The sequence below is a fragment of the Actinomadura citrea genome, assembly GCF_013409045.1.
Lineage (GTDB): Bacteria > Actinomycetota > Actinomycetes > Streptosporangiales > Streptosporangiaceae > Spirillospora > Spirillospora citrea.
Genome location: NZ_JACCBT010000001.1, coordinates 8670308 through 8690512 on the forward strand (window position 1 = coordinate 8670308; position 20205 = coordinate 8690512).

The 20205-nt window shown below is 70.2% G+C and carries 21 protein-coding genes and 1 pseudogene; 12 read left to right on the forward strand and 10 right to left on the reverse strand.

Annotated elements, in window-relative coordinates:
* Positions 1–9: 9 nt before the first annotated feature.
* Together BJ999_RS39665 and BJ999_RS39670 are read right to left on the reverse strand one after the other, a co-directional pair.
* Complete coding sequence (locus tag BJ999_RS39665) at positions 10–1008, reverse strand: hypothetical protein (RefSeq protein WP_179837976.1); 999 nt, start codon at positions 1006–1008, stop codon at positions 10–12.
* Between the two features lie 44 nt (positions 1009–1052).
* Entirely contained in the window at positions 1053–1859 is an 807-nt protein-coding gene (locus BJ999_RS39670) for a hypothetical protein (RefSeq protein ID WP_179837977.1), read from the reverse strand.
* Between the two features lie 531 nt (positions 1860–2390).
* On the opposite strand from BJ999_RS39670, the gene BJ999_RS39675 reads away from it, so the two are divergent.
* The 4 genes from BJ999_RS39675 (at position 2391) to BJ999_RS39690 (ending at position 7208) form a co-directional block, all read left to right on the forward strand.
* Complete coding sequence (locus BJ999_RS39675) at positions 2391–3125, forward strand: NUDIX hydrolase (protein WP_179837978.1); 735 nt, start codon at positions 2391–2393, stop codon at positions 3123–3125.
* Positions 3122–4270, forward strand: coding sequence for a 5'-methylthioadenosine/S-adenosylhomocysteine nucleosidase (locus BJ999_RS39680; protein ID WP_179837979.1), 1149 nt, complete (start codon positions 3122–3124; stop codon positions 4268–4270). Before BJ999_RS39675 ends, BJ999_RS39680 begins: the two co-directional genes overlap by 4 nt.
* The gene (locus BJ999_RS39685; protein WP_179837980.1) at positions 4267–6246 is read left to right on the forward strand and encodes a hypothetical protein; all 1980 of its coding nucleotides are present in this window, start codon (positions 4267–4269) and stop codon (positions 6244–6246) included. The genes BJ999_RS39680 and BJ999_RS39685 overlap by 4 nt, the downstream gene beginning before the upstream one ends.
* A 92-nt stretch (positions 6247–6338) precedes the next feature.
* Entirely contained in the window at positions 6339–7208 is an 870-nt protein-coding gene (locus BJ999_RS39690) for an alpha/beta fold hydrolase (RefSeq protein WP_179837981.1), read from the forward strand.
* Positions 7209–7305: 97 nt separating this feature from the next.
* Here the strand turns inward: BJ999_RS39690 and BJ999_RS42725 are convergent, their stop codons facing one another.
* Both BJ999_RS42725 and BJ999_RS43905 read right to left on the reverse strand, forming a co-directional pair.
* A complete protein-coding gene (locus BJ999_RS42725) occupies positions 7306–7770 on the reverse strand; it encodes a DUF397 domain-containing protein (RefSeq protein WP_338070802.1) in 465 nt (154 codons plus the stop codon).
* A pseudogene (locus tag BJ999_RS43905) lies at positions 7747–7842 on the reverse strand (helix-turn-helix domain-containing protein); the annotation flags it as partial. The gene BJ999_RS42725 and the pseudogene BJ999_RS43905, both read right to left, overlap by 24 nt.
* Before the next feature lie 526 nt (positions 7843–8368).
* On the opposite strand from BJ999_RS43905, the gene BJ999_RS39700 reads away from it, so the two are divergent.
* The 5 genes from BJ999_RS39700 to BJ999_RS39720 all read left to right on the forward strand — a co-directional run bounded on the left by BJ999_RS39700 (position 8369) and on the right by BJ999_RS39720 (position 11958).
* The gene (locus BJ999_RS39700; RefSeq protein WP_179837983.1) at positions 8369–8659 is read left to right on the forward strand and encodes a hypothetical protein; all 291 of its coding nucleotides are present in this window, start codon (positions 8369–8371) and stop codon (positions 8657–8659) included.
* Positions 8656–8952 carry a hypothetical protein gene (locus BJ999_RS39705; RefSeq protein ID WP_179837984.1) on the forward strand — a complete coding sequence of 99 codons (297 nt, stop codon included), beginning with the start codon at positions 8656–8658 and terminating at the stop codon, positions 8950–8952. The genes BJ999_RS39700 and BJ999_RS39705 overlap by 4 nt, the downstream gene beginning before the upstream one ends.
* 419 nt (positions 8953–9371) lie before the next feature.
* Positions 9372–10265 (forward strand): alpha/beta hydrolase, encoded by an 894-nt coding sequence (locus BJ999_RS39710; RefSeq protein WP_179837985.1) that lies wholly within the window; start codon positions 9372–9374, stop codon positions 10263–10265.
* Positions 10262–10480, forward strand: coding sequence for a hypothetical protein (locus BJ999_RS39715; protein WP_218935436.1), 219 nt, complete (start codon positions 10262–10264; stop codon positions 10478–10480). The genes BJ999_RS39710 and BJ999_RS39715 overlap by 4 nt, the downstream gene beginning before the upstream one ends.
* A gap of 68 nt (positions 10481–10548) precedes the next feature.
* Positions 10549–11958 carry an MFS transporter gene (locus BJ999_RS39720; RefSeq protein ID WP_179837986.1) on the forward strand — a complete coding sequence of 470 codons (1410 nt, stop codon included), beginning with the start codon at positions 10549–10551 and terminating at the stop codon, positions 11956–11958.
* Between the two features lie 14 nt (positions 11959–11972).
* Here BJ999_RS39720 and BJ999_RS39725 read toward each other — a convergent pair whose 3' ends face one another.
* Positions 11973–12896, reverse strand: coding sequence for a LysR family transcriptional regulator (locus BJ999_RS39725; protein ID WP_179837987.1), 924 nt, complete (start codon positions 12894–12896; stop codon positions 11973–11975).
* A gap of 238 nt (positions 12897–13134) precedes the next feature.
* On the opposite strand from BJ999_RS39725, the gene BJ999_RS39730 reads away from it, so the two are divergent.
* Both BJ999_RS39730 and BJ999_RS39735 read left to right on the forward strand, forming a co-directional pair.
* Positions 13135–13509 carry a VOC family protein gene (locus BJ999_RS39730; protein ID WP_179837988.1) on the forward strand — a complete coding sequence of 125 codons (375 nt, stop codon included), beginning with the start codon at positions 13135–13137 and terminating at the stop codon, positions 13507–13509.
* A 9-nt stretch (positions 13510–13518) separates the two neighbouring features.
* The gene (locus BJ999_RS39735) at positions 13519–13794 is read left to right on the forward strand and encodes a DUF1905 domain-containing protein (protein ID WP_179837989.1); all 276 of its coding nucleotides are present in this window, start codon (positions 13519–13521) and stop codon (positions 13792–13794) included.
* A 102-nt stretch (positions 13795–13896) separates the two neighbouring features.
* Here BJ999_RS39735 and BJ999_RS39740 read toward each other — a convergent pair whose 3' ends face one another.
* Complete coding sequence (locus BJ999_RS39740; protein ID WP_179837990.1) at positions 13897–14745, reverse strand: oxidoreductase; 849 nt, start codon at positions 14743–14745, stop codon at positions 13897–13899.
* A gap of 99 nt (positions 14746–14844) precedes the next feature.
* On the opposite strand from BJ999_RS39740, the gene BJ999_RS39745 reads away from it, so the two are divergent.
* Entirely contained in the window at positions 14845–16044 is a 1200-nt protein-coding gene (locus tag BJ999_RS39745; RefSeq protein ID WP_179837991.1) for a low temperature requirement protein A, read from the forward strand.
* A gap of 33 nt (positions 16045–16077) precedes the next feature.
* Here the strand turns inward: BJ999_RS39745 and BJ999_RS39750 are convergent, their stop codons facing one another.
* The 4 genes from BJ999_RS39750 to BJ999_RS39765 form a co-directional block, all read right to left on the reverse strand.
* Complete coding sequence (locus BJ999_RS39750) at positions 16078–16842, reverse strand: SDR family NAD(P)-dependent oxidoreductase (protein WP_179837992.1); 765 nt, start codon at positions 16840–16842, stop codon at positions 16078–16080.
* A 107-nt stretch (positions 16843–16949) separates the two neighbouring features.
* Positions 16950–17552: a TetR/AcrR family transcriptional regulator gene (locus BJ999_RS39755; protein WP_179837993.1), complete on the reverse strand. Its 603-nt coding sequence runs from the start codon at positions 17550–17552 to the stop codon at positions 16950–16952.
* A 159-nt stretch (positions 17553–17711) separates the two neighbouring features.
* Positions 17712–17927 carry a hypothetical protein gene (locus BJ999_RS39760; protein ID WP_179837994.1) on the reverse strand — a complete coding sequence of 72 codons (216 nt, stop codon included), beginning with the start codon at positions 17925–17927 and terminating at the stop codon, positions 17712–17714.
* Between the two features lie 205 nt (positions 17928–18132).
* Complete coding sequence (locus BJ999_RS39765; protein WP_179837995.1) at positions 18133–20022, reverse strand: Vgb family protein; 1890 nt, start codon at positions 20020–20022, stop codon at positions 18133–18135.
* Positions 20023–20205 lie beyond the last annotated feature (183 nt).

Below are 20205 nucleotides of genomic sequence, written 5' to 3' on the forward strand. Positions count from 1 at the left end.
CGTCGCCGCCTAAGCCGAGACCTCCGCCGGAGCGTCTTCGACACCCAGGTACCCGCCCGTGTAGTCGATGATCTCCCTGACATGCGCGGCGATGCGCCGGGGACATCCTTCGCGGTCGTCCACCGGCGCGGAGTCCGGCGCCATCGCCCGAGCGAGGCGGGGCAGGTCGCGGAGCTTGATCCTGGGATGCGCCTCCGGGTGGGGGCACGGCCGGTCGAGCGCCGAGAGATCGAACGTCTGCAGGCCCTCGCGGTAGAGGGCGACCACGCCGGGGGCGGCGGCTCCCCCGGCGCAGCGCTGCGCCAGGTAACTCACGGCCAGTGCCAGCGACACCCGTTCCCCGGGACGCGCGTCGCCGAGCAGCCGCCGCGCCGCCCACAGCGCCGCCGACTCGGCCGTGGGATCGATGCTGCTGTACTTCTGCAGCTCGATGTCGGTCATCACCGCGTCGAGGTCGGTGCGGCCCTCCCCGGTCAGGAAGTGCTCGTCCAGGTGCGCGGTGTCCCGGGCCTCGAAGCGCTCCGCCCGCGCGTCCCTGAGCGCCTCTTCGGCCTCGGCGGCCAGCTCCGCGAGGAAGCCGGGGCAGGCGTAGGCCTCGACGTCCTCGTCGTCCGGGTCGCGGTCCGGGTCAGTGGCGAACCACTTCTCCGGATCCCCGATGCGCGCCACGACGTCGCCCATCGCCTCGGGGTCGTCGTCGACCTGCGGGTGCTCGTGCTCCCCGGGCGCCGTGCAACCTGCGGCCTCCAGCACCGTCCCGGCACGTCCGGCGGCCTCGATCAGGTCGTCGACCAGGGCGGGATCGGTGACCTGCCACTTGACGTACCAGCGGCTCGCCCAGAGCGCGGCGGTCATCGCACGTCCGGCCCGGGTGCCCGGGCCGGACCTCACCTCGGCGGCGATCCAGCCGAGCAGCTCGTAGGGGTCGCCGTTGGGATAGCCATGGAGCATGCTCGCGAGCTCGCGGGCCACGTCCGCGTAGTCGATCGCATCGTCGTCAGAGACCATTGATCAAGCAAACCAGTCCCGGTCGGCGCGCGGGCATCGGGGCGTCAGGAATGCCGCCAGACCGTGCCGACCTGGGTACCGGCCCAGACGGTGGTGGTGTGCGGGACGCGGGTCATCGAGTACGCGGTCACCCCGACGGGCGGCGTGACACCGGTCCAGGACGCGCCGTCGAAGTGCAGCAGGTGCGCGGGGTCGAACGGGCTGGACACCCAGACGCCGCCCCGCCCGTCGGCGGCGATCGAGCCGAGGAAGCCGACCGTGGACATCGGGTGCACCTCGCCGGCCGAGGCGGACGGGCTCGGGAGCTTGTGCACGGTGAACCCGGAGCCGTTCCAGTGGTGCAGCGTCGGCGGCGGGAACAACGGATGCTGTTCGAGGGCGTAGAACCAGACGTCGTTTGGGGCGACGTACTCGATCTGCAGGATCCAGTGGGCCCATTCCGAGCCCCATGGGGTACGCGTCCAGTCCGTGCCGTCGAAGTGCCACAACGGCGTGGGACCGGTCTGCGACTCGCCATATCCCCCGACCCAGACGTCCGAGGCGCTCCCGGCTGCGATGGCGTTGAGCCCGGAGGGCTGCGGAAGGGTGAGGGCGTTCGTCCACTGACCATGCCGCCGCACCGACACCGTCGTGGCGTCCCCACCGATCCCGGTCGCCCACAGCCCGCCGGTCCGGTCGACGTCGATGGCCTGGAGCAGTTCGCCGGCGGGGCCTGCCACCGTCGTCCAGCGGCGTCCGTTCCAGCGCAGCAGGTCCGTGCGCTCCTGGGCGTTCTGGCCCGCGGCGAGGGCCCACACGTCTGCGGCGTGCCAGGCGCGGACGTCGTTGACGGCGACCAGCCCCTCAGGCATCGCGACGCGCGCCCAACCACGTGGCGACCGATGCAGCATGACGGCACGCGATTCCGGCTCGAACGCGTTCTCCGTACCGCCTGCGAAGACATGCCACGGATCCGGCGCAGCGAGACCGAGCAGATGGCTCCGCCCCGCCAACGGCGGAACGGGCACATCGACCCACTCCCCCGACGGCGGACCGGCGGCGTGCGCCACCCCACCCAGCGCCCCACCGACAGCGGCCCCCACCATCGCGGCCCCACCCAGCCCGAAGACGCGACGCGACAGCAGAGGATTCAGCGGGCTTCGATCCACAGTGCCTCCTCGAACGAACGAAACATCAACGCCAGTATTTACTGGCAAGATCAGAACATCCACCCCCTGACCTCATACGGCCACCACCCCCCACCCACGCCCCACCCAACGCCCGCCCCAACCGCCCCACCGCCTCCCGCGAGACCGGAGCTATCTGACCGGTGACGCGGAAGTGACCGGAACGCCAACGTGACGGCACTTTTTGTCAGGTCGACAAAAAGCTATTCTCGCTGCGTGACCGATGACCGCTGGACGCCGCCCGCCATCCTGCTCGCGGTCGATCTGGTGATCTTGACGTTGCGCGAGTCGCGCCTGCACGTGCTGCTCATCGAGCGCGGCGTCGAGCCTTACGAAGGCGCGTGGGCACTTCCCGGGGGGTTCTTGCAGAACGCCGAGGAAGACCTCACCGCGGCGGCTCGCCGCGAACTGGCGGAGGAAGCGGCGATGGACGTCGCGACGCTGCATCTGGAGCACCTGGGGGTCTATGGCACACCCGGTCGCGACCCGCGCGGCCGGGTGGTGTCCGTCGCCTACCTGGCGATCGCGCCGGGGCTGCCGGAGCCGACCGCGGGCACGGATGCGGTCGGCGCCCGTTGGCAACTAGTCGATCAGGTGCTCTCCGGGGAGCTGGAGCTCGCCTTCGATCATCGGCGGATCGTTGCGGACGGTGTCGAGAACGCCCGCGCCAAGCTGGAGCATTCCGCCCTCGCAACGGCGTTCTGCGCTCCGACATTCACGATCACCGATCTCCAACGGGTCTATGAAGCGGTGTGGGGCATCCCCCTCGATCCGCGCAATTTCTATCGGAAGGTCCAGAAGACCAGGGGGTTCATCGTCGCGGCGGGGTCGGAGCGGAAGGTGACGCCCGGGAGACCCGCCCGGTTGTTCAAGGCCGGGCCGCGCGAAGTCGTGTACCCGCCGATGGTCCGGCCGAGCGAACCGTCGAATACGAAGGGACCGGAGGAATGAATGACAGCCCGATCGTCATCCTTACCGCACTCGACGTCGAGTACGAGGCCATTCGCGAGAAGCTGGACGTCCCACAGGTCCGCCGCCATCCGCAGGGCACTCGGTTCGAGGTGGGCCGGATCAGAGGCGGCAAGTGCCGGATCGCCCTGGGGCTCGTCGGCAAGGGCAATCAATCCGCGGCGGTGCTGGCCGAACGCGCCATCGCCGAGTTCTCCCCCGTGGCGCTGCTCTTCGTCGGGGTAGCGGGAGCTCTGCACACCCATATCGCCCTAGGGGACGTGGTGGTCGCCACGCACGTGTACGCGTTCCATGGCGGGACGAGTGAGGACGACGGCTTCAAGAGTCGACCCCGTGTGTGGGAGGCATCCCACGGCGCCGACCAGCTCGCGCGGCACGTCGCGCGCACTCGTGACTGGGCAGGCGGTGGCCGTGCGCCCGAGGTGCATTTCGGACCGATCGCGGCGGGCGAGGTCGTTCTGAACTCCCGGGTCTCGGGTCACGCCCACTGGATCCGGCAGCACTACAACGACGCACTCGCGATCGAGATGGAAGGGGCCGGCGTCGCGCAGGCCGCGCACCTGAACAAGTCGCTGCCGGTGGTCGTCGTCCGGGGCGTCAGCGACGGCGCCGACGGCACCAAGGAGACCACCGACCGCGAACAGTGGCAGGCACGGGCAGTGGCCAATGCGGCGGCGTTCACCTTGGCCCTGGCCGAAAACCTGGCAGGCGAGGAACAGGACCGCGCCCGATCCGAGGCGAACGACACGAAGGGGAGCACGGATATGACCGGAACGACCCGCAATGTAGCCAAGGACAACGCGCGCGTGGGCGTGCAAGCCGGCCAGGTGTACGGCGGCATCCATGTTTCCAGCGAGCGAACCGCACCGACCGATCCCACGAAGGCGATCGCCGGACTGGCCGCCCGACTCCAGCAGGCCCGGACAGCGGGCCAACTGGACGAGGACACCTACCAGGCGGCGCAAGCAGAACTCGCCACCGCCAGCGAGACGCTACTGACGACAACGCCGCAGGACATGGGCGCGGTGACGCTGGCCCTGAAGAAGGTGCGCGGACTGGTCGCCGAGGTCGCGATCCTGGCCGCCGAGGTCGGCACGATCATCGCCCTCGTCCAGGGCCTGTCATGACCGGATCCAACGCCTCTGCGACGAACTATGCGGGGGACCGGGCCTACGTCGGTGTCCAGGCTGCGACCGTGCACGGCGGCATCCATTACTACACGCTCTCCGCGGATGCCTCGCCAGCGGAACGGTTCGAGACCGGTGTCAGCCTGCTCGACGGCGGCATGCCTGGCAAGGCGCGGCAACTCATGCAAGGAGCCGTCATGGACGGCCAAGGGGGAAACGAAGCCTGCTTCCACTTACAGCTCGCCTTGGTCAGTGGCCGGACCCGGCACGAGATGCCTCCAGATGACGCCAGGATGCTGCGGCATGCGCCGACCATGTGCCACGTCTCCGGCGGAGACGCCTGGGCTGATGGGGTGAAGACCATCGGGCGCCTGTTGGATGCCGCACGGCTGCCCGACGCGGATCTTCGTCCCCTCCTCAAAGATCTCGACGGGCTCGGCGAGCCTCAGCGAACGATGCTCCTTAGGCATATGGAGTTGTTCCTAGAAGGACCACTTCAAAATGAGATGTGGAAGCGCTCCCTGGAAAGCGCCGAACAACACCAAATGGTGAATGACCGGACCGACCGTGTCTGGAAGTTCTTCGAGCCGAAGCCCCTGCGTCCCCGGCTCCGCGACCCACGACCTCCCGACACTCCTATGGGCTCCTGGCTTCAGGCGGTGTCGGCAACCACGATCCTGGCCGCGGCGGCGTTCTACATCGGCTACCTTCTGGCCCGGGAGCTCCAGGTGCTCGCGGTGCTCATGTACCTGCTGAGCATCGGCGGCGGCTACTTCGCCGCGCGCGGTGGTCTGGAGTGGCGGTTCCGATTGGAACGGCGCCGGGCGAAGGACGCAGAGTACGCACCACCTCGCGCTCGTCCGGCCAGCGCACCTTCTGGCGGCTTCGCCCGCAAGGTCGACCAACGCTTCGACCACTATTTCGCCAAGTACGTTCCGCGCAACGCGAGCCGCTCAGCTTGGCTGGACGGTACCGCCGGGATTCGTCAGAGCATCCGGGACGAGATCGTCCATGTCTATCGGGAGGAGCGGACAGGAGTCGAACGCATCGCCTGGCTGATCCGGTACCGCGTGAGCGAGGTCAGGAAGCGGTGGGAGGACGGCACGCTGTGGGACTACCGCCGGGAACTCGCCGTGGCCCGGTCCACGAAGGTCGTGACCCTCCTCGGCCTCGCCACATGCGTCGCGGGAGCCTCCCAGGCGATAGTGACCGCGACCCAGGTCGCTCCCCTGGGCGCGACGCGTTCGACGGCTATCGCACTCGCTGCGGGATTCGTGGCCGTCCGCGCCTGGCTGCGCATCGTCCTTGAACGCCGACGGCACGCCGCCGACCAAGCCGAGGCCGCGCAGACGCTGGCCGCATGCCATGCGGCCTTCCAGCGCTGGCGAAAGAAGCTGGCTGACAAACCCTCGGATCTGGAGATGGCCGCATGGTTGGACTGCGACCGGAAACTACTGCTGGCCGAAGCGCTACGACACTACGGACTGTCCATGAGCGACCTGATCGCTCACGCCTTCATCGAAGCGCCTGGCACCCCCAATCGACGTGCGCGTGTGAAGGACGGTCCATGGCGCTACACGCGGTATCGCCTACTCCTGTTCCTTCTCACACCTGACGGGATACGCCAGTTCCAGGCCGAACTCGACTTCAGGCAGAGCATCTTCCGCGGCCATGAACGCACCAACTACCGCTACGAGGCCGTCGCGGCAGTGCGAGTGCACCAAGCGGAGCGCGATGAACGCAAGTTCGAACTCGCACTCATCAACGGCGAGCAGATCGAGGTCGAGGTGCTGACCTCGGGTACGGAAGAGCTACTGATGGACGAGACCCCTGGCGTGGTCGCGGAGGCCACGCTGGACTCCGCAGGCCTCAAGCACACCCTTCACGTCCTGGAGGGCGTCGCCGCCGAAGGCAAGCGATGGATCGCTCAGGAACGCCGAAGAAGGACCGAGCGTGTGGGTCCGCTTCCACACTGATTCCTGCAGCGCAGCATCACCGTTACGGCGTCGTCGGGGCATCGCGGGCGCAGGACCGATGAGGTTTCGACCCGGGGGCGGTCAATACGGTTATGACTGAGCAGATGCTCCAGACTCCCGAGGTCAGCCTCGTCTACGACGTTCACGGTCCGCTGCCGCCCGCCGACGGACGCCCGCCGTTGTTCATGATCGGCCAGCCCATGGGGGCGAGCGGGTTCGGCACGTTGGCGTCGCTCTTTTCCGAGCGCACCGTGATCACCTACGATCCGCGCGGCATCGGCCGCAGCACGCGTAGGGACGGACGGGTCGACCACGCGCCCCAGATCCAGGCCACCGACGTGCACGGGGTCATCGAGGCGCTCGGCGCAGGCCCGGTCGAGATGTTCGCCAGCAGCGGCGGTGCGGTGACCGCGCTCGCCCTCGTGACGGCACACCCCGACGACCTGACGACGCTGGTGGCGCACGAGCCGCCGCTCATGCGAGTGCTCCCCGACGCCCAAGCCGCCGAGCGCGCATGGGCCGGCGTTCGGGACGCCTACGAGACCAAGGGGTCCGGCGCCGGCATGGCGGCGTTCATCGCCATGACGTCGTGGCAGGGCGACTTCACCGACGACTACTTCGCCCAGCCCGCTCCGGACCCCGCCGCGTTCGGGATGCCGAGCGAGGATGACGGATCCCGTGATGATCCGCTGCTGTCCGACCGGTCGTCGGCGGTGACCGCCTACCAGCCCGATCTGGACGCGCTGACCGCGGCACCCACGCGGATCGTGATCGCGGTGGGTGAGGAGTCTCTGGAGACCTTCACCGGACGCACCTCCGTGGCGATGGCCGAGCTGCTCGGTCAGCGGGCAACGGTGTTCCCGAGCCATCACGGAGGCTTCGCCGGCGGCGAGTTCGGCTACGCCGGGCAGCCTGAGGCCTTCGCGCGCAAGCTGCGCGAGGTCCTGGACGAGGTCGGCTGATCAGGCGGGCGCCCCCGCGCTCAACCAGTGAGCCCTGCGCCTCGCGCGTGCAGAAGGTCCCGGCGGGCTTGGCCACCGGGACCCCGCTGGAGGGTTGTTAGAGGTCGAGGGTGCCGGCCTTCGCGTGAGTGAGGAGGCGGGTGAACGTGGGGAGGTCGAGGGCGAGGTGACCGCCCTCGGGGTTCTTGCCGTCCCGGATGCCGATGGCGGTCGGCGACTGGGCGACCTCCACGCACTCCTGCTCAGAGTTGCTGCGACTGCTCTTGCGCCTCGTAGCTCCTGCGAAGTCAGCGTTCATGGTCCGATCATCTCCCTGGCGTCCTCTTGGAACCGGGCGTTGTTCTTGATCGCGAGCGTAGTCAGAGGTCTGAAAGAGACCCGGGATCAGCTCGGTCGAGTACGACGCCAGGCTTCTGGCGGCCTCCTCCAGGCCGATGAAGAGATCGAAGCTCTCCGGGATCACGTCGCCGTAGGCGTGCCACCATCCCTTTCCCTTGGTGTCCTTGACCAGGCCCATCAGGGCGACCTTCAGTTCCTCGGGTGCGCCGTACACACGGCACATGGTCTCCACGTCGTGAGAACGCAGGGACGTTTGGCCGGTCTCGACCCTCCACATCTTTGCTTTGGACCATTCGAGCGCTTCGCCGCGACATGTACGGTTAAGCGCGCATTAGTCCGGAGCTCGCGGAGGTACCGGCCAAGTTGCCGCCGGGGGACGGTCGAACCCGTGGTTGCTTCCGACACTCACATCACCTCCATCTCGCATCTCGGGGGCCGCCTTTCACCCGGAATGAAAGCATCCCCCTCACTCGGCTCGCAACAGGTCTCTGACCTGCGAAAATTCCCGACAGAGAATCGATCCGATTGCTTGCGGACCACGCTTTCATGGTGCTCTACTCAGAGTCAGCACGGGAGTGAAACACGATAATCCGTGATCACATCGAGCCGGACAGGGCACCCGTTCCGCGCATCGCCGTAGCAAAAGGACCAACCAGCCCCCGCAGCCAGAAGAGGCCGATCATGAAAAACAACCGACGACCCCCGGGCGGCTCCCGCCGGGCGCCAGGAGCGTGACCCCCGTGGGAGCGCACGAGCGGACTTCCCAAGGACACCGCTTTCCGCCGCCACTCCCCGAACTGAGCCGAACACGCGGACCCGCCATGGCGATCCCGCAACGCGAGCGGATCACTTTTCTCGTCCTTCTCGCGGACGTTCTGGCCCCATGGGCCGACGCGGTGACCGCGTTCGCCGTGATCGAGGGTTTCGCCGTCCTCAACGTGATCCCCGTGGAGCCGGCACGCGGCGCCCTGACAATCGGGTGCCGCTACAGCAGGCATGGGGCCTGGTGGCTCTACCACGTCCACAGCGGCGAACTCATCGGACCGGCGAACGACCTGGCCGGAGCGGCACGCCTGATCAGCAACCAGATGAAGGTGGCGGCAGCGGCATGACTGCGTCGATTCCAGGCGGCTCCAGCGAGGACTCGAAGGGTGCGGAGTTCACGACCACGCTGGCGAACCTGCTGCGAGGTCAGAAGCTCGCGGTCGAGAGCGTCTCCGCTCTGCGGTTGCGCGTGGCGAAGGAACCGGAGGCCTGCGGCGTGGAGGTCGAGTGCTGTCGCCGTGCGAACGACGGCGATCGCTGGTGGTTCGTCCAGGGCGGTATCTGGATGTGCGAGGCCGACAGTCCTGTCAACGCCGTCGTGCTGGTGAAAGCGGCGCTTGGCGCGGAGGCGGACCGGTGAGATCAGCCGTGAGTTCGAGTGTCACCGCGCCAAGGCCGGAAACGCGGCGCTTTGACCTTCCCGCGACGCCCTCGACCACTCCCCCGTAGGCGATCTGGGCCGCCAAGGCCCTCGCCAGACGCGGCCGCGCCGAACACGACGTAGCAAGGTCGGGTCCGCCGCTTGTGGAGAGCCTCTCCAAACGCGCTGCAGAGGTGGTGTTCGACAGCGGCGCGGTCGTCCGCGGAGAAGGCCACCCGGGTGGCCGCTCCACCCTCGGCGCTACCGCAGCCGCTCGAAAGGGCTATTAGTCGCGCTAAAAGCGCCTTGAGGTTTCGGGCGTTGCCGCGTCAGCGCGCCGAATGCCAGCGTGAAGGAGTCGGCGAGCGGGGGGACGCCGTCCGTCGCGCCATTCCTTTTCGCAGCCGAGGAGTTTCGACATGCCCCGACCAGAACAGGTCGGCTTCGCCGGTGATGCGGCGAAGCTCGCCGGTCACCTGTTTCTGCCGGACAACGCCGGCTCTGGCGCTTCCATCCCGGGGGTGGTGGTCGCCGGGACCTGGACGAGCGTCAAGGAGCAGATGGCCGACCGGTACGCCGGGCAACTGGCCCGGCGTGGCTTCGCGGCCCTGTCGTTCGACTTCACCGGCTACGGAGAATCGGCGGGTGAGCCGCGCGACTTCGAGTCGCCGGAGCTGAAGGTCCGGGACCTGCGGGCGGCAGCGGACTTCCTGGCCGGACATCCGGCTGTGGGCGGTGGGCCGCTGGGCGCGCTGGGCGTGTGCGCCGGTGCGATGTACGTCAGCGCCCTCGCCGCCGTGGACGCCGGGGTCGGGTCGCTCGCCCTGGTGGCGCCGTGGCTGCACGATCGCGGTATCTGCGAGGAGAACTACGGCGGTGCGGAGGGCATTGAGGCGAAGAAGGCGGCGGCGGCCGAGGCGCGGCGCCGGTACGAGGAGACCGGGGAGGTCGCCTACGTACCGGTGGTCAGCGGGAGCGACCCGGACGCGGCCATGCCGTTCGACATCGACTTCTACCTCAACCCGCAGCGTGGCGGGATCCGCCAGTGGCCCAACCGGTTCGCCGTGATGGCCTGGCCGGGGTGGCTCGACTTCGACGGCGTCGCGCTCGCGCCGAAGGTGGCCGCGCCGGTGCTGCTCGTCCACAGCCAGGACGCCGCCATCCCGGACGGCGCCCGCCGCTTCCACGACGGCCTCGCGGGTCCGAGGAAGTTCCTGTGGACCGAAGGCACGCAGTTCGACTTCTACGACCAGGCCCCGCAGGTCGGCTTGGCCGCCGACGCGGCGGCCGAGCACTTCGCCCGCACGCTGTGAGCGTCACGGGCCTCATCCCGACTCGCACCACATACCGTCCCGGCAGGAGATCACCTCACCGCCTCGCCACCGCACATGGGGCTCCGCTGTGGACGCTCGGCGGCGACTACCGCTGGGAGCTGGCCCGCAGCGGCCGATGGCTCATCACCTCAGTGACGATGACGGCGACCTGGGGCGACGGTAACAAGGACCTGCCCGCCCAGGCAGCTGGCTGACCCCACCCGCCCCGCCGCGTGACCCCCTCCGCGTCAGCACACTTTCAGAACGTCTCAGGAGTGCCCTGATGAAGTCCCTGTCCCCCGCAGCCACCCACGAGCGCGCCGCGGTGCCGGAGGCGCCCCGGGGCGGATCCGCCGTGGTGCTCTGCACCGCCCTGCTGGGCTTCTTTCTCATCTCGCTGGACGCGTTGATCGTCACCGTCGCGCTGCCCGACATCGGCCGAGGCCTCGGCGGGGGGATGTCCGGGCTGCAGTGGGTGGTGGACGGATACACGCTGGTCTTCGCCGCCCTGATGCTCTCCGCCGGCGCCCTGTCCGACCGCATCGGTGCGCGGCGGGCGTTCGGTGGCGGACTGGTGCTGTTCGCGCTGGCCTCGGCCGCGTGCGGATGCGCCCCCGGACTTGGCGCGCTGGTGGCCGCACGCCTGGTTCAGGGGGCGGCGGCGGCGGTGATGATGCCGGCGTCCCTGGCCCTCGTCCGGCAGAACTTCCCCGACCAGGCGAAACGGGCGCGGGCGATCGCCGTCTGGACCGTGGGCGGCGCCGTCGCGGTGGCGGCGGGTCCGGTGCTCGGCGGGGCGCTCACGGCCTCCGTGGGCTGGCGCTGGATCTTCTTCGTCAACCTGCCGGCGAGCCTGCTGGCGCTCGCCCTGTTCACCCGGGTGCCGGCCTCCCCGCGGCTGCCCGCCCGGCTGGACGTGGTCGGCCAGGTGACCGCGGTGGCCGCGATGGGCGGCCTCACCTACGCCGTGATCGAGGGCGGGGCCGAGGGCTTCGGCCGGCCGCTGGTGGTGGCGGCACTGGCCGTGGCCGCGGCCGCTGCCGTCGCCTTTCTCGTCGCGCAGGCCACAGGCGCGCATCCGATGCTCCCGCTGCCCCTGTTCCGCTCGCGGGTGGCGGCGGTGTCGATGGTGGTCGGCTTCATGCTCAATGCCGCCTACTACGGCGGGGTGTTCATCTTCAGCCTGTACTTCCAGCAGCAGCGCGGGCAGTCGGCGCTCGATACCGGTCTGCTGTTCATACCGATGACGGCGCTGGTGGCCGTGGTGAACCTGGCTTCGGCTCGGCTGGCCGGACGGTTCGGCCCGCGCGTGCCGATGGTGGCGGGGCAACTGCTGGGGGCGGCCGGCCTGGCGGCGCTGACCACGGTCGACGCGCACACCCAGGTCGGGACCGTGGCGGCGCTGATGGTTCCGGTCGGCCTCGGCGGCGCGCTCGCGGTGCCCGCGCTGACCGCGCTGCTGCTCGACGCGGTCCCCGCGGACCGGGCGGGGACCGCATCCGCCGTGCTCAACACCGCCCGCCAGGTGGGCGGCGCGCTCGCGGTGGCGGTCTTCGGGGCGTTGCTGACCGGGGCGGGCACGTTCCTGGCCGGAATGCGGTGGAGCATGCTGCTCGCGGCAGCCGGGCTCCTGCTGACGGCGGGCGCGACCCTGACGCTGCCGCGAGGCGGGCAACAGCGCGCGGAGCCGTGAGACTCGCCGGTCCGCTACGAGGAAGCCAGGTCCCGATCCGAATGCCGGCCGGCCGGCTGCGGAGCGAACGCGAGGACGGCCTGCACGAGTTCTCGCAGCCTGGCCGTATCGCCCGCGTGGCGCCACATCAGCGCGTAATCGATGGGCGGGGCGTCCTCGAACGGCACGTACACGATGTCCGGACGGGCGTGGTAGAGCCCCGCCCGGACGGCGGCCACGGTGGCGCCCTTGCCCGCCCCGACCAGTGAGAGGATCTCCTGCCACCCGGCGGCGGCCGGCCCGTGCTCGATGGAGCGGCCCCGGGGGGTGCGGCGGGGGAAGTGCACGTCCTGCCAGCGGCGGGACACGCCCACAGCCGTGATCAACGGCAGGACCGCGAGATCCTCCAGCGACACCGTTTCCCGTGCCGCCAGGGGGTGACCGGCGGGGACGAGAAGGGCGCGGGGTTCGGAGAACACGACGGGACCCACCGCGATCGCCGGGTCTTCGAAGGGAAGCTCGGCGATCACCAGGTCGACGGCCTCCTCCAGCAGGGCGGCGATGGCCGCGTTGTACGTCTCTTCCTGCAGCTCGACGGTGCACCGGGGATGGCGCGAGTTGAAAGCCTCGGACGCCTGCACAAAGAGGGCTCCCGACCAGGGGGTGGTGAAGCCTGCTCTCAGCACGCCGCTGATACCCGCGAAGGCCTCGGCCGCATTGCCGACGGCACGGCGCACCTGCTGGTGCGCGGGCAGCAGCTCCGCGTAGAGCTGCCGGCCGACCGGGGTGAGGGCCACGTGGTGGCTGCTGCGCTCGAACAGCGCGCCGCCGAGGCGACGCTCCAGTTTCTTGATCGTCTGGCTGACCCGGCCGGGCGAGACGAGCAGGCGTTCAGCGGTGCGCGTGAAGTTGAGCTCCTCGGCCAGAGCCAGGAACGTCTCGATCTCGTACCGCTCCACTGGCCCCCCACCTGCGCAACCTCACCACCACCGCCGCCTCCATTATCGATCGGCCGCCGGAGTGTGGGCGACAGGTCATCGTCCCCGCCGACCCGCGCCGTCGTCGGCCGATGACGGCGCGATCGGGGAGGTCCCCGGATCTTGGGGTGATTCTTCTTGGACGGTAGAGGGCCGGAGCGATGAGTTCTGCCGGACCCGCTGGTCTCCATAGGTGAATCGACCACCGGGGAGAGTACAGATGACTGAGCGCGACATGGCCCGCATCACCGGTATCGAAACGGTAGCCGTTCCCGTCAGCGACCAGGACAAGGCCGTCGATTTCTATGTCGGCGTCCTGGGGCTGGAGAAGCGGATGGACGTTCCGCTGGAGCAGATCGGCGGACGCTGGATCACCGTTGCCCCGGACGGAGCCGTGACCAGCATCGCGCTGGTCCCAGGCGAGTCCACCGGCGTCAACACCGGGATCAGACTCAACGCCGGCGACGTCCCGGCCGTCCACGCACATCTCAAGGAGCAGGGGGTCGACGTGGACGACCTGCTTCAGTGGCCTGGAGTGCCGCCCATGTTCACCCTTCGAGACCCTGACGCCAACATCCTGGTGATCGTCGAATAGGAGCACACCATGACCGCACTGGACAAAGAGTTCACAGCGACGCTGCAGAAGAGCCCGAACAAGGGCGGCTGGACCTATGTGGTGATGGCCGGATCGGCCGAGTACTTCGGCACCCACGGACTCGTCAAAGTCCGAGGGACGATCGACGGCCACCCATTCCGGAGCTCCTTCATGGCGCTGGGCGACGGCACGCACAAGCTGCCGGTCAAGGCCGACGTGCGCGAGTTGCTCGCGAAAGGGCCCGGCGACGAAGTCACCATCCATCTCGAGGAACGCATCAACTGACACCGAAGACCTTCTGCCGCATCGATCTGTTGCCGCAGCCCGCCCGCTGGAGACTCTTGCCCACAGCCGCCCGACCGCTTGAGGGCCGCAGGTGCTGTCCCCCTATGCCCGGGGCTCGTCCGAGGGGAAGTCGGTCGAGCCGGTCACGGCGGCCCACTGCTCGGCCTCGGCGGCGCGGACCTCGGCGGACTTGCGGGCCAGGGCCAGTGCGTCGCTGCCGAGGATGAGGCGGCGCGGCGGGTCGTCGGCGGCGACCACGTCCATGATGGCCTTGGCGGCGCGGGCCGGGTCGCCCTGCTGGGTGCCGTCGTTGGCCTGCCGGTACGCGTTGACGGCGCCGACCGTCTCCTCGTAGTCGGGGCCGACGGGATGGAGCTCCATGGACGAGCCCTGCCAGTCGGTGCGGAACGCGCCCGGCTCGACGATGACGACCTTCACGCCGAACGGCGCCACCTCGGCGGCGAGCACCTCGGAGAAGCCTTCGACGGCGAACTTCGCGGTCTGGTAGGCGCCCATTCCGGGGGTGCCGCCCACGCGTCCGCCGATGGAGGAGACCTGCACGAAGACCCCCGAGCGCTGCGCGCGCAGGACGGGCAGCGCCGCCCGCGTCACGTTGACGACGCCGAAGAGGTTCGTCTCGATCTGGGCGCGGAAGTCGTCCTCGGCCATCTCCTCGATCGGCGCGCTGTTGGCGTAGCCGGCGTTGTTGACCACGACGTCGAGGCGGCCGAAGGCGCCGGTGGCCTCCTCCACCGCGCGGGCGGCCGCGGTGGGGTCGGTGACGTCGAGCGCGACCGCCCGCATGCGCTCGCCGTGCCGGGCCGCCAGGTCGTCCAGTCGTCCCGGACGCCGGGCGGTCGCGACGACGTGGTCACCCGCGTCGAGGACGGCCTCGGTGAGGTGGCGTCCGAGTCCTCGCGACGCCCCGGTGATCAGCCATGTCCTGGCCATGGGTCGTTCCTCCTTTCGCGGCTCGTGAGGTGATACCCAGTTTCGGGAAGGCCCCGCTGACCAGCGGCGACGCGGTTGCCGTACCGGTATCCTGTGGCGGTGGCAGACCTCCCGTGGCGGCGCCCGGCGATCACGCCGGAATCCCATCGGGCGACCTCCTTCGAGATCTTCTTCGACCTCGTCTTCGTGTTCGCGATCACTCGGGTCGTCTCGTTCATGGCGCATTCCCCGTCCGTTCTGTCGCTGGCGCGGGGGCTGATCCTGTTCCTGCTGCTCTGGTGGTCATGGGCGGCGTACGCCTGGCTGGGCAACCGGGTGCGCGCCGACCGCGGGGTGGTCCGGACCGGGATGCTGGTGGTCATGGCGGCCCTGTTCGTCGCCGCGCTGGTCATGCCGGACGCCTTCGGCCGCCACGCCGGGACGGTCGACGCGCCGCTCGTCCTGGCGGTGGCCTTCTGCGTCGTCCGGGCGGTCTACTTCGGCCTGTACCTGTCCTCGGTGGCGGGCGACCGCAGGCTGCGCGACCAGCTCCTCCTCGACGCGATCCCGCAGACGATCTCCCTGATCGCGCTCCTCGCGGGGGCGGTGCTCGGGGGGACCTGGCAGACCGTGCTGTGGGCCGCCGCGTTCGCCGTCGACTTCGGCGGGGGCCGGATCGCCTCCGGCCTGGGCGGCTGGTCGGTCCGCAGCGCCGGCCACTTCGCCGAACGGCACCGCATGGTGCTGATCATCGCGCTGGGCGAGTCCCTGATCTCCGCCGGTGCCGGGGCGGGCGACTCGGTGGCCGATGCGATGGTGCTCCTGGCCGCGCTGGTCGGGTTCGCCGCCGTCGTCTGCCTGTGGCTGCTGTACTTCCGGGGCCTGGCGGACGCCGCCGAGGACGCCCTCGAACGCGCGTCCGGCCTGCGCCGCGCCCAGATCGCCCGCGACGCCTACACCATGGTCCACTTCCCGCTCATCGCCGGTGCCCTCTACATCGCCCTGGGCGCCCACGAAGTCCTGGCGGAACTGTCCGGCGACACCGCCGGCCACGGTCGGCCCCTGGAATGGCCCGTCCTGACCGCCCTGTATGCGGGGGCCGCCGTGTTCCTGCTGGGGCGGGCGGCGTTCGCCAGGCTCACCGTCCGTGCCGTTCCGGGCGTCCCGCTGGTGGTCGCCGTGGCGTTCTTCCCGCTGATCCCCGTTGCCCGGCTTCTGCCCGCGATCGCCGCGCTCGGTCTGGTGAGCGCGCTGCTCCTCGCGCTGGTCGCCTTCGAGTGGCGGACGTCCGCGCGGTACGGCGGAGCGGAACCCGGCTGACGGCCGCGCGCAGGGTGGCGCGGAGCGATCGCGTCAGGCGGCGATGACGGCCGTCGTGGTACGGCCGCCGTCCACGTCCAGGGTGATGCCGTGGACGAAGGCGGCCTCCTCGGCGGCCAGGTAGACGGCGGCGTGCGCGATGGCCTGCGGCTTGCCCATGCCTCCGGCCGGAGTACCGACCATCATGGCCTCGCCCGGGTGCCGCTCGCCCGGCGCGGGTTCGAGGATCACGCCGGGAGAGATCGCGTTCACGCGGACGCCGTGCGGGCCGAACTCCGCGGCCCACGCCCGGGTGAGCGTCTCCATCGCGCCCTTGGTGGAGCTGTAGAGCGCCCCCACGGGGACGCCCAGGCGCGCGATCCACGACCCCAGGTTGATGATCGCGCCGCCGCCGGCCTCGACCATGGCGGGGGCGACCGCCGCGGTCAGGAAGAACGGCGCCTTCACGTTGACCGCGTAGACCCGGTCGAACGTCTTCTCGTCGGTGGCCGCCGTGCCGTCACCGGGGTAGATCCCGGCGTTGTTGACCAGGACGTCGATGCCGCCGCCGAGAACCGACGCCGCCTCGCGCGCCAGGGCCTGCGAGGCCTCGGCACTGCCGTCCAGGTCGGCCTGCACGAAGTCGGCGCGGCCGCCCAGTGCGCGGATGCCGTCCACGACCTCCCGGCCCCGCCCGGCGCTGCGGCCGGACACGATCACGTGCGCGCCCTCGGCGGCGAAGGCCTCCGCGATCGCCCGCCCGATGTTGCTGGTCGATCCGGTCACCAGCGCCCGCTTGCCTTCCAGCCGTCCGCTCATCACGTGCTCCCCTCGGCCATCCGTGCCGCTCGCTCGTTCCGCTCGGGCCGGTCGGCCCGTGCGGCACCCGCCACTCTGCAAGGGGAAAATTGGACCTGCAAGTCCAATCACGCGGGCGCGAGACGGCGCAGGTCGTCGATCGCCTGGTCGAGGGCGGCCCGCAGGTGGGAGGAACGGCCGGTCGACTGGAGGATCGTCACGCCGCCCTGGATGCCCGCCAGCAGCGCGGCCGCCCGCTGGTCGGCGTCCACGCCGGCGGGCAGGTGCCCGGCGGCCTGCAAGGAGCGGATCCCGGCGGCCAGGCTCGCCTGCCACTGGTTCATCAGCTCGACCACGATGGCGCGCGCTCCGGGGGTGGCCCGGCCGACCTGGAGGAACAGCGAGCCGAGGGGGCACCGGTCGCCCTGCGCCTCGTAGCGTTCGACCACCACGTCGCGCCACCGCCGCCACGCCTCCCACGAGTCCAGGCGTCCCAGGTAGGGCTGCTGGTCGTCCAGGACCTGATCGGCTTCGTAGCGCGCGACCGCGAGCAGCAACTCGTCCTTGCCCGCGGGGAAGTAGTGGAACAACTGGCTCTTGCTGGCCCGGGTGCGCGCCATGACGTCTTCGAGGGTCGCGAAGGCGACTCCCCTGTCCCGCATCACCTCGGCGGCGCCCTCGATGATCCGGTGCCGGGTCGCCGCACCCTTCGCCGTCAACGTCTTCCGCACGCCGCGCCTCCCCGAACTGGACCAGCAAGTCCAACTTAGCGCGGGAGTGGCCGAGCCCCCGGAGCTCCCTTCACCTCGCCGCGGGAGAGCAGGGCGACGAAAGGCTCGTCTCAGAGAAAGGAGCGCCGCCGGTGCCCGAATCGGGCCTCCCCTGGAGGATCAGCGTCCCGACATGATCGCGATGGCGGCGAAGAAAAGGATCAGCCCGCCGACGATCTCCCAGAAGCCGGGATAACCGTTCTCCTGCCAGTTGCGGTGCAGATCGTCACGGTTGCGCCGCCGCCTGTCCTCGGAATCCCAGCGGGAGGACCGGTCCCGCTGCCAGTTGTGGTAGTCGTTCGTTCTCTGCTGATGACGGTAATGATCGTCGTGCATTGTCGTCCTCCCCGTTTGTCATTCACAGCATGACAGTCATGCTGATCGACTACTAGAGGGCCCACTGACAATGGCGATCGATCGGCATTAAAGGCGACGGCCGTGCGCTTCGCCCGTCCGGGGATTGCCGTCCACAGGGTGTGGACGGTGCGGAGACGCCCCCGAAGGAAGGGCCTTCGGGGGCGTCTCCGCTTGGGCTCTGTTCCTAGCGGCGGGCCTTGACCTTGTAGGTGGCCTTCTTCGGGGCCGGGGTGGGGGCCTTGGCCGTCTTGCGCGGGGTCTTCCCGGACTTGAGGATCTGCTTGAGCCTGGCGGCGACCGGGCCGGACGCCAGGGTCTGCGGGGTGTTGCTCTGGTTGATCCCGTTGCCCAGGTTGAGGACGCCGGTCAGCTTCATGGAGTTCTGCGACGCGGGCGACGGCAGGCCCATGAGCTGGTTGATGACGCCGTCGAGCAGGCCGAACGGGCCGCAGCCCCTGGCGGCGGGGACCTCGATGGGCGCCTCCAGGGAGACGGCCGCAGGGACGAAGCCGAGGTGCGGATCGCCGTTCGGGGCGCCGGCCAGGAAGGTGGTCGGCAGGCTCGCGGTGATCGGGCCGATGGTGCAGGTCGTGCCGAGCAGCTGGTTGTTGAGGTGCACGTTGAGCGGCACCCGGACGCCGAGCCCGCTGTCGGTGAGGTAGGCGTGCACCTTGCCGGCCAGCGTCTGGCTGATCGTCAGGCGGTTGACGTCCCACATCGCGGCGGGCGACTTGCCGAGGATCGGGCCGATCAGCGGCAGCTGCCCGATGAGGCCGCCCGGAACGTCCACCGGCGGGGAGATGAGCTGCTGGCCGACCACGGGCGGGTCGAGGACGAAGTCGCCGGTCTCGTCGGGCGCGCCGAGGGAGCCGGTGATGCGGATGGCGCCGCTCGGGAGGCTCTGCCGGAAGGTGCCGATCTTGACGTCGCCGCCGGTGGTGACCTGCGTCTGGCAGAGGGACTCCACCGCGCACTGGTTCTGGAAGCGCGCGCCGGGGTTGGGGCTCGCACCCGGGGCCGAGGCGGGCACCGCCGGGTGGGACGTGCCGGACGGCGGGTCGGCCGGGTCGAAGTGCCCGATCAGGCCGCGTCCGGGCTCGGTGAACCACAGGTGGCCGCCGGGGCCGTTGACGATGCGGGTCGGCGCCGAGAGGGTCGCCGGCAGCGGGTACTCGGCGATCTCGCCGGTGGCGGGGTCGAGACTGCCGATGTTGCTGGCGGCGGCCTCGGTGAACCACAGCTTGCCGTCCCGCGCGACGATGCCGGTCGGGTCGGAGTCGGGACGCGGCGGAGCGTACTCGGCGACCTCGCCGGTGGCCGGGTCGATGCTGCCGATCCGGCCGACGCCGGGCTGGGTGAACCAGACCTTGCCGTCCGGGCCCGGCACGATGTCGCCCATGCCCGGGTAGCCCTGGAAGGTGAACGGCGTGTCGTAGGGGGTGACCTGGCCGGTGGCGGGGTCGAGCCGGCCGATCCGGCCGCTGGTGTCGGTGAACCACACCGCCTGGTCCGGGCCCACGGTGACCGCGTACGGGGTCAGGCCCGTCGCGTACGCCGTGACGTTCCCGGACGGGTCGACCCGTCCGATCGAACCGGAGTATCCGCCGGTGATCCACACCGAACCGTCCGGGCCGGGCGCGACGCCGTTGACCTGGGCGTTGGCGAAGTTCACGTCGCCCGTCGTCGGCAGCTCGAACAGCGTCGCGGCGCCGCTCGCCGGGTTCACGCGCCCCACGCGCGGGACGCTGAGGGACATGTCGGTGAACCAGAGGGCGCCGTCGCTCGCGGCCGTCATCGCGTCCGGGACGCCGACCTGGTGCTGCGAGTTCTCACTGATCTTGAACTCGGTGACCTTGCCGTCGGCGCCGACGCGGCCGATGCCGCCGGCGTTCGCGGCGTACCAGAGGGTGCCGGACGGTCCGGCGGCGAGACCGACCGGTGCGACGTCCGGCACCGGCAGCGCCACCTCGGTCACCCGGCCGTCGGCCGACGCCGGCGGCACCGCCGCGAGCGGGCTCAGGCCCAGGACCGCGGCGAGGGCGAGTGAACCCGCCCGTGTACGTCGATGGCGCATGCCATCGCCTCCTATGGTTCCTCTTCCCCGAAAGCCGACAGGAGCAGCGGTGATCGCAACGGACCACGGGGGCCAATAGAAACGCTGGAGTGTCCGGAGTCAAGCAAGATCGCCGGAACGGGCCGCTACCGGCCAACCGGTACACCGGAACGTTCCGGGACGCATCGCCGGACGCGGGCCGCG

Coding starts and splice junctions, on each gene's coding strand:
- BJ999_RS39690 (WP_179837981.1), top strand. CDS start 6,339: ATGACTGAGCAGATGCTCCAGACTCCCGAGGTCAGCCTCGTCTACGAC.
- BJ999_RS42725 (WP_338070802.1), bottom strand. CDS start 7,770: ATGTGCCGTGTGTACGGCGCACCCGAGGAACTGAAGGTCGCCCTGATG.
- BJ999_RS39765 (WP_179837995.1), bottom strand. CDS start 20,022: ATGCGCCATCGACGTACACGGGCGGGTTCACTCGCCCTCGCCGCGGTC.
- BJ999_RS39750 (WP_179837992.1), bottom strand. CDS start 16,842: ATGAGCGGACGGCTGGAAGGCAAGCGGGCGCTGGTGACCGGATCGACC.
- BJ999_RS39665 (WP_179837976.1), bottom strand. CDS start 1,008: ATGGTCTCTGACGACGATGCGATCGACTACGCGGACGTGGCCCGCGAG.
- BJ999_RS39710 (WP_179837985.1), top strand. CDS start 9,372: ATGCCCCGACCAGAACAGGTCGGCTTCGCCGGTGATGCGGCGAAGCTC.
- BJ999_RS39720 (WP_179837986.1), top strand. CDS start 10,549: ATGAAGTCCCTGTCCCCCGCAGCCACCCACGAGCGCGCCGCGGTGCCG.
- BJ999_RS39740 (WP_179837990.1), bottom strand. CDS start 14,745: ATGGCCAGGACATGGCTGATCACCGGGGCGTCGCGAGGACTCGGACGC.
- BJ999_RS39670 (WP_179837977.1), bottom strand. CDS start 1,859: ATGCCTGAGGGGCTGGTCGCCGTCAACGACGTCCGCGCCTGGCACGCC.
- BJ999_RS39685 (WP_179837980.1), top strand. CDS start 4,267: ATGACCGGATCCAACGCCTCTGCGACGAACTATGCGGGGGACCGGGCC.
- BJ999_RS39735 (WP_179837989.1), top strand. CDS start 13,519: ATGACCGCACTGGACAAAGAGTTCACAGCGACGCTGCAGAAGAGCCCG.
- BJ999_RS39680 (WP_179837979.1), top strand. CDS start 3,122: ATGAATGACAGCCCGATCGTCATCCTTACCGCACTCGACGTCGAGTAC.
- BJ999_RS39705 (WP_179837984.1), top strand. CDS start 8,656: ATGACTGCGTCGATTCCAGGCGGCTCCAGCGAGGACTCGAAGGGTGCG.
- BJ999_RS39700 (WP_179837983.1), top strand. CDS start 8,369: ATGGCGATCCCGCAACGCGAGCGGATCACTTTTCTCGTCCTTCTCGCG.
- BJ999_RS39730 (WP_179837988.1), top strand. CDS start 13,135: ATGACTGAGCGCGACATGGCCCGCATCACCGGTATCGAAACGGTAGCC.
- BJ999_RS39760 (WP_179837994.1), bottom strand. CDS start 17,927: ATGCACGACGATCATTACCGTCATCAGCAGAGAACGAACGACTACCAC.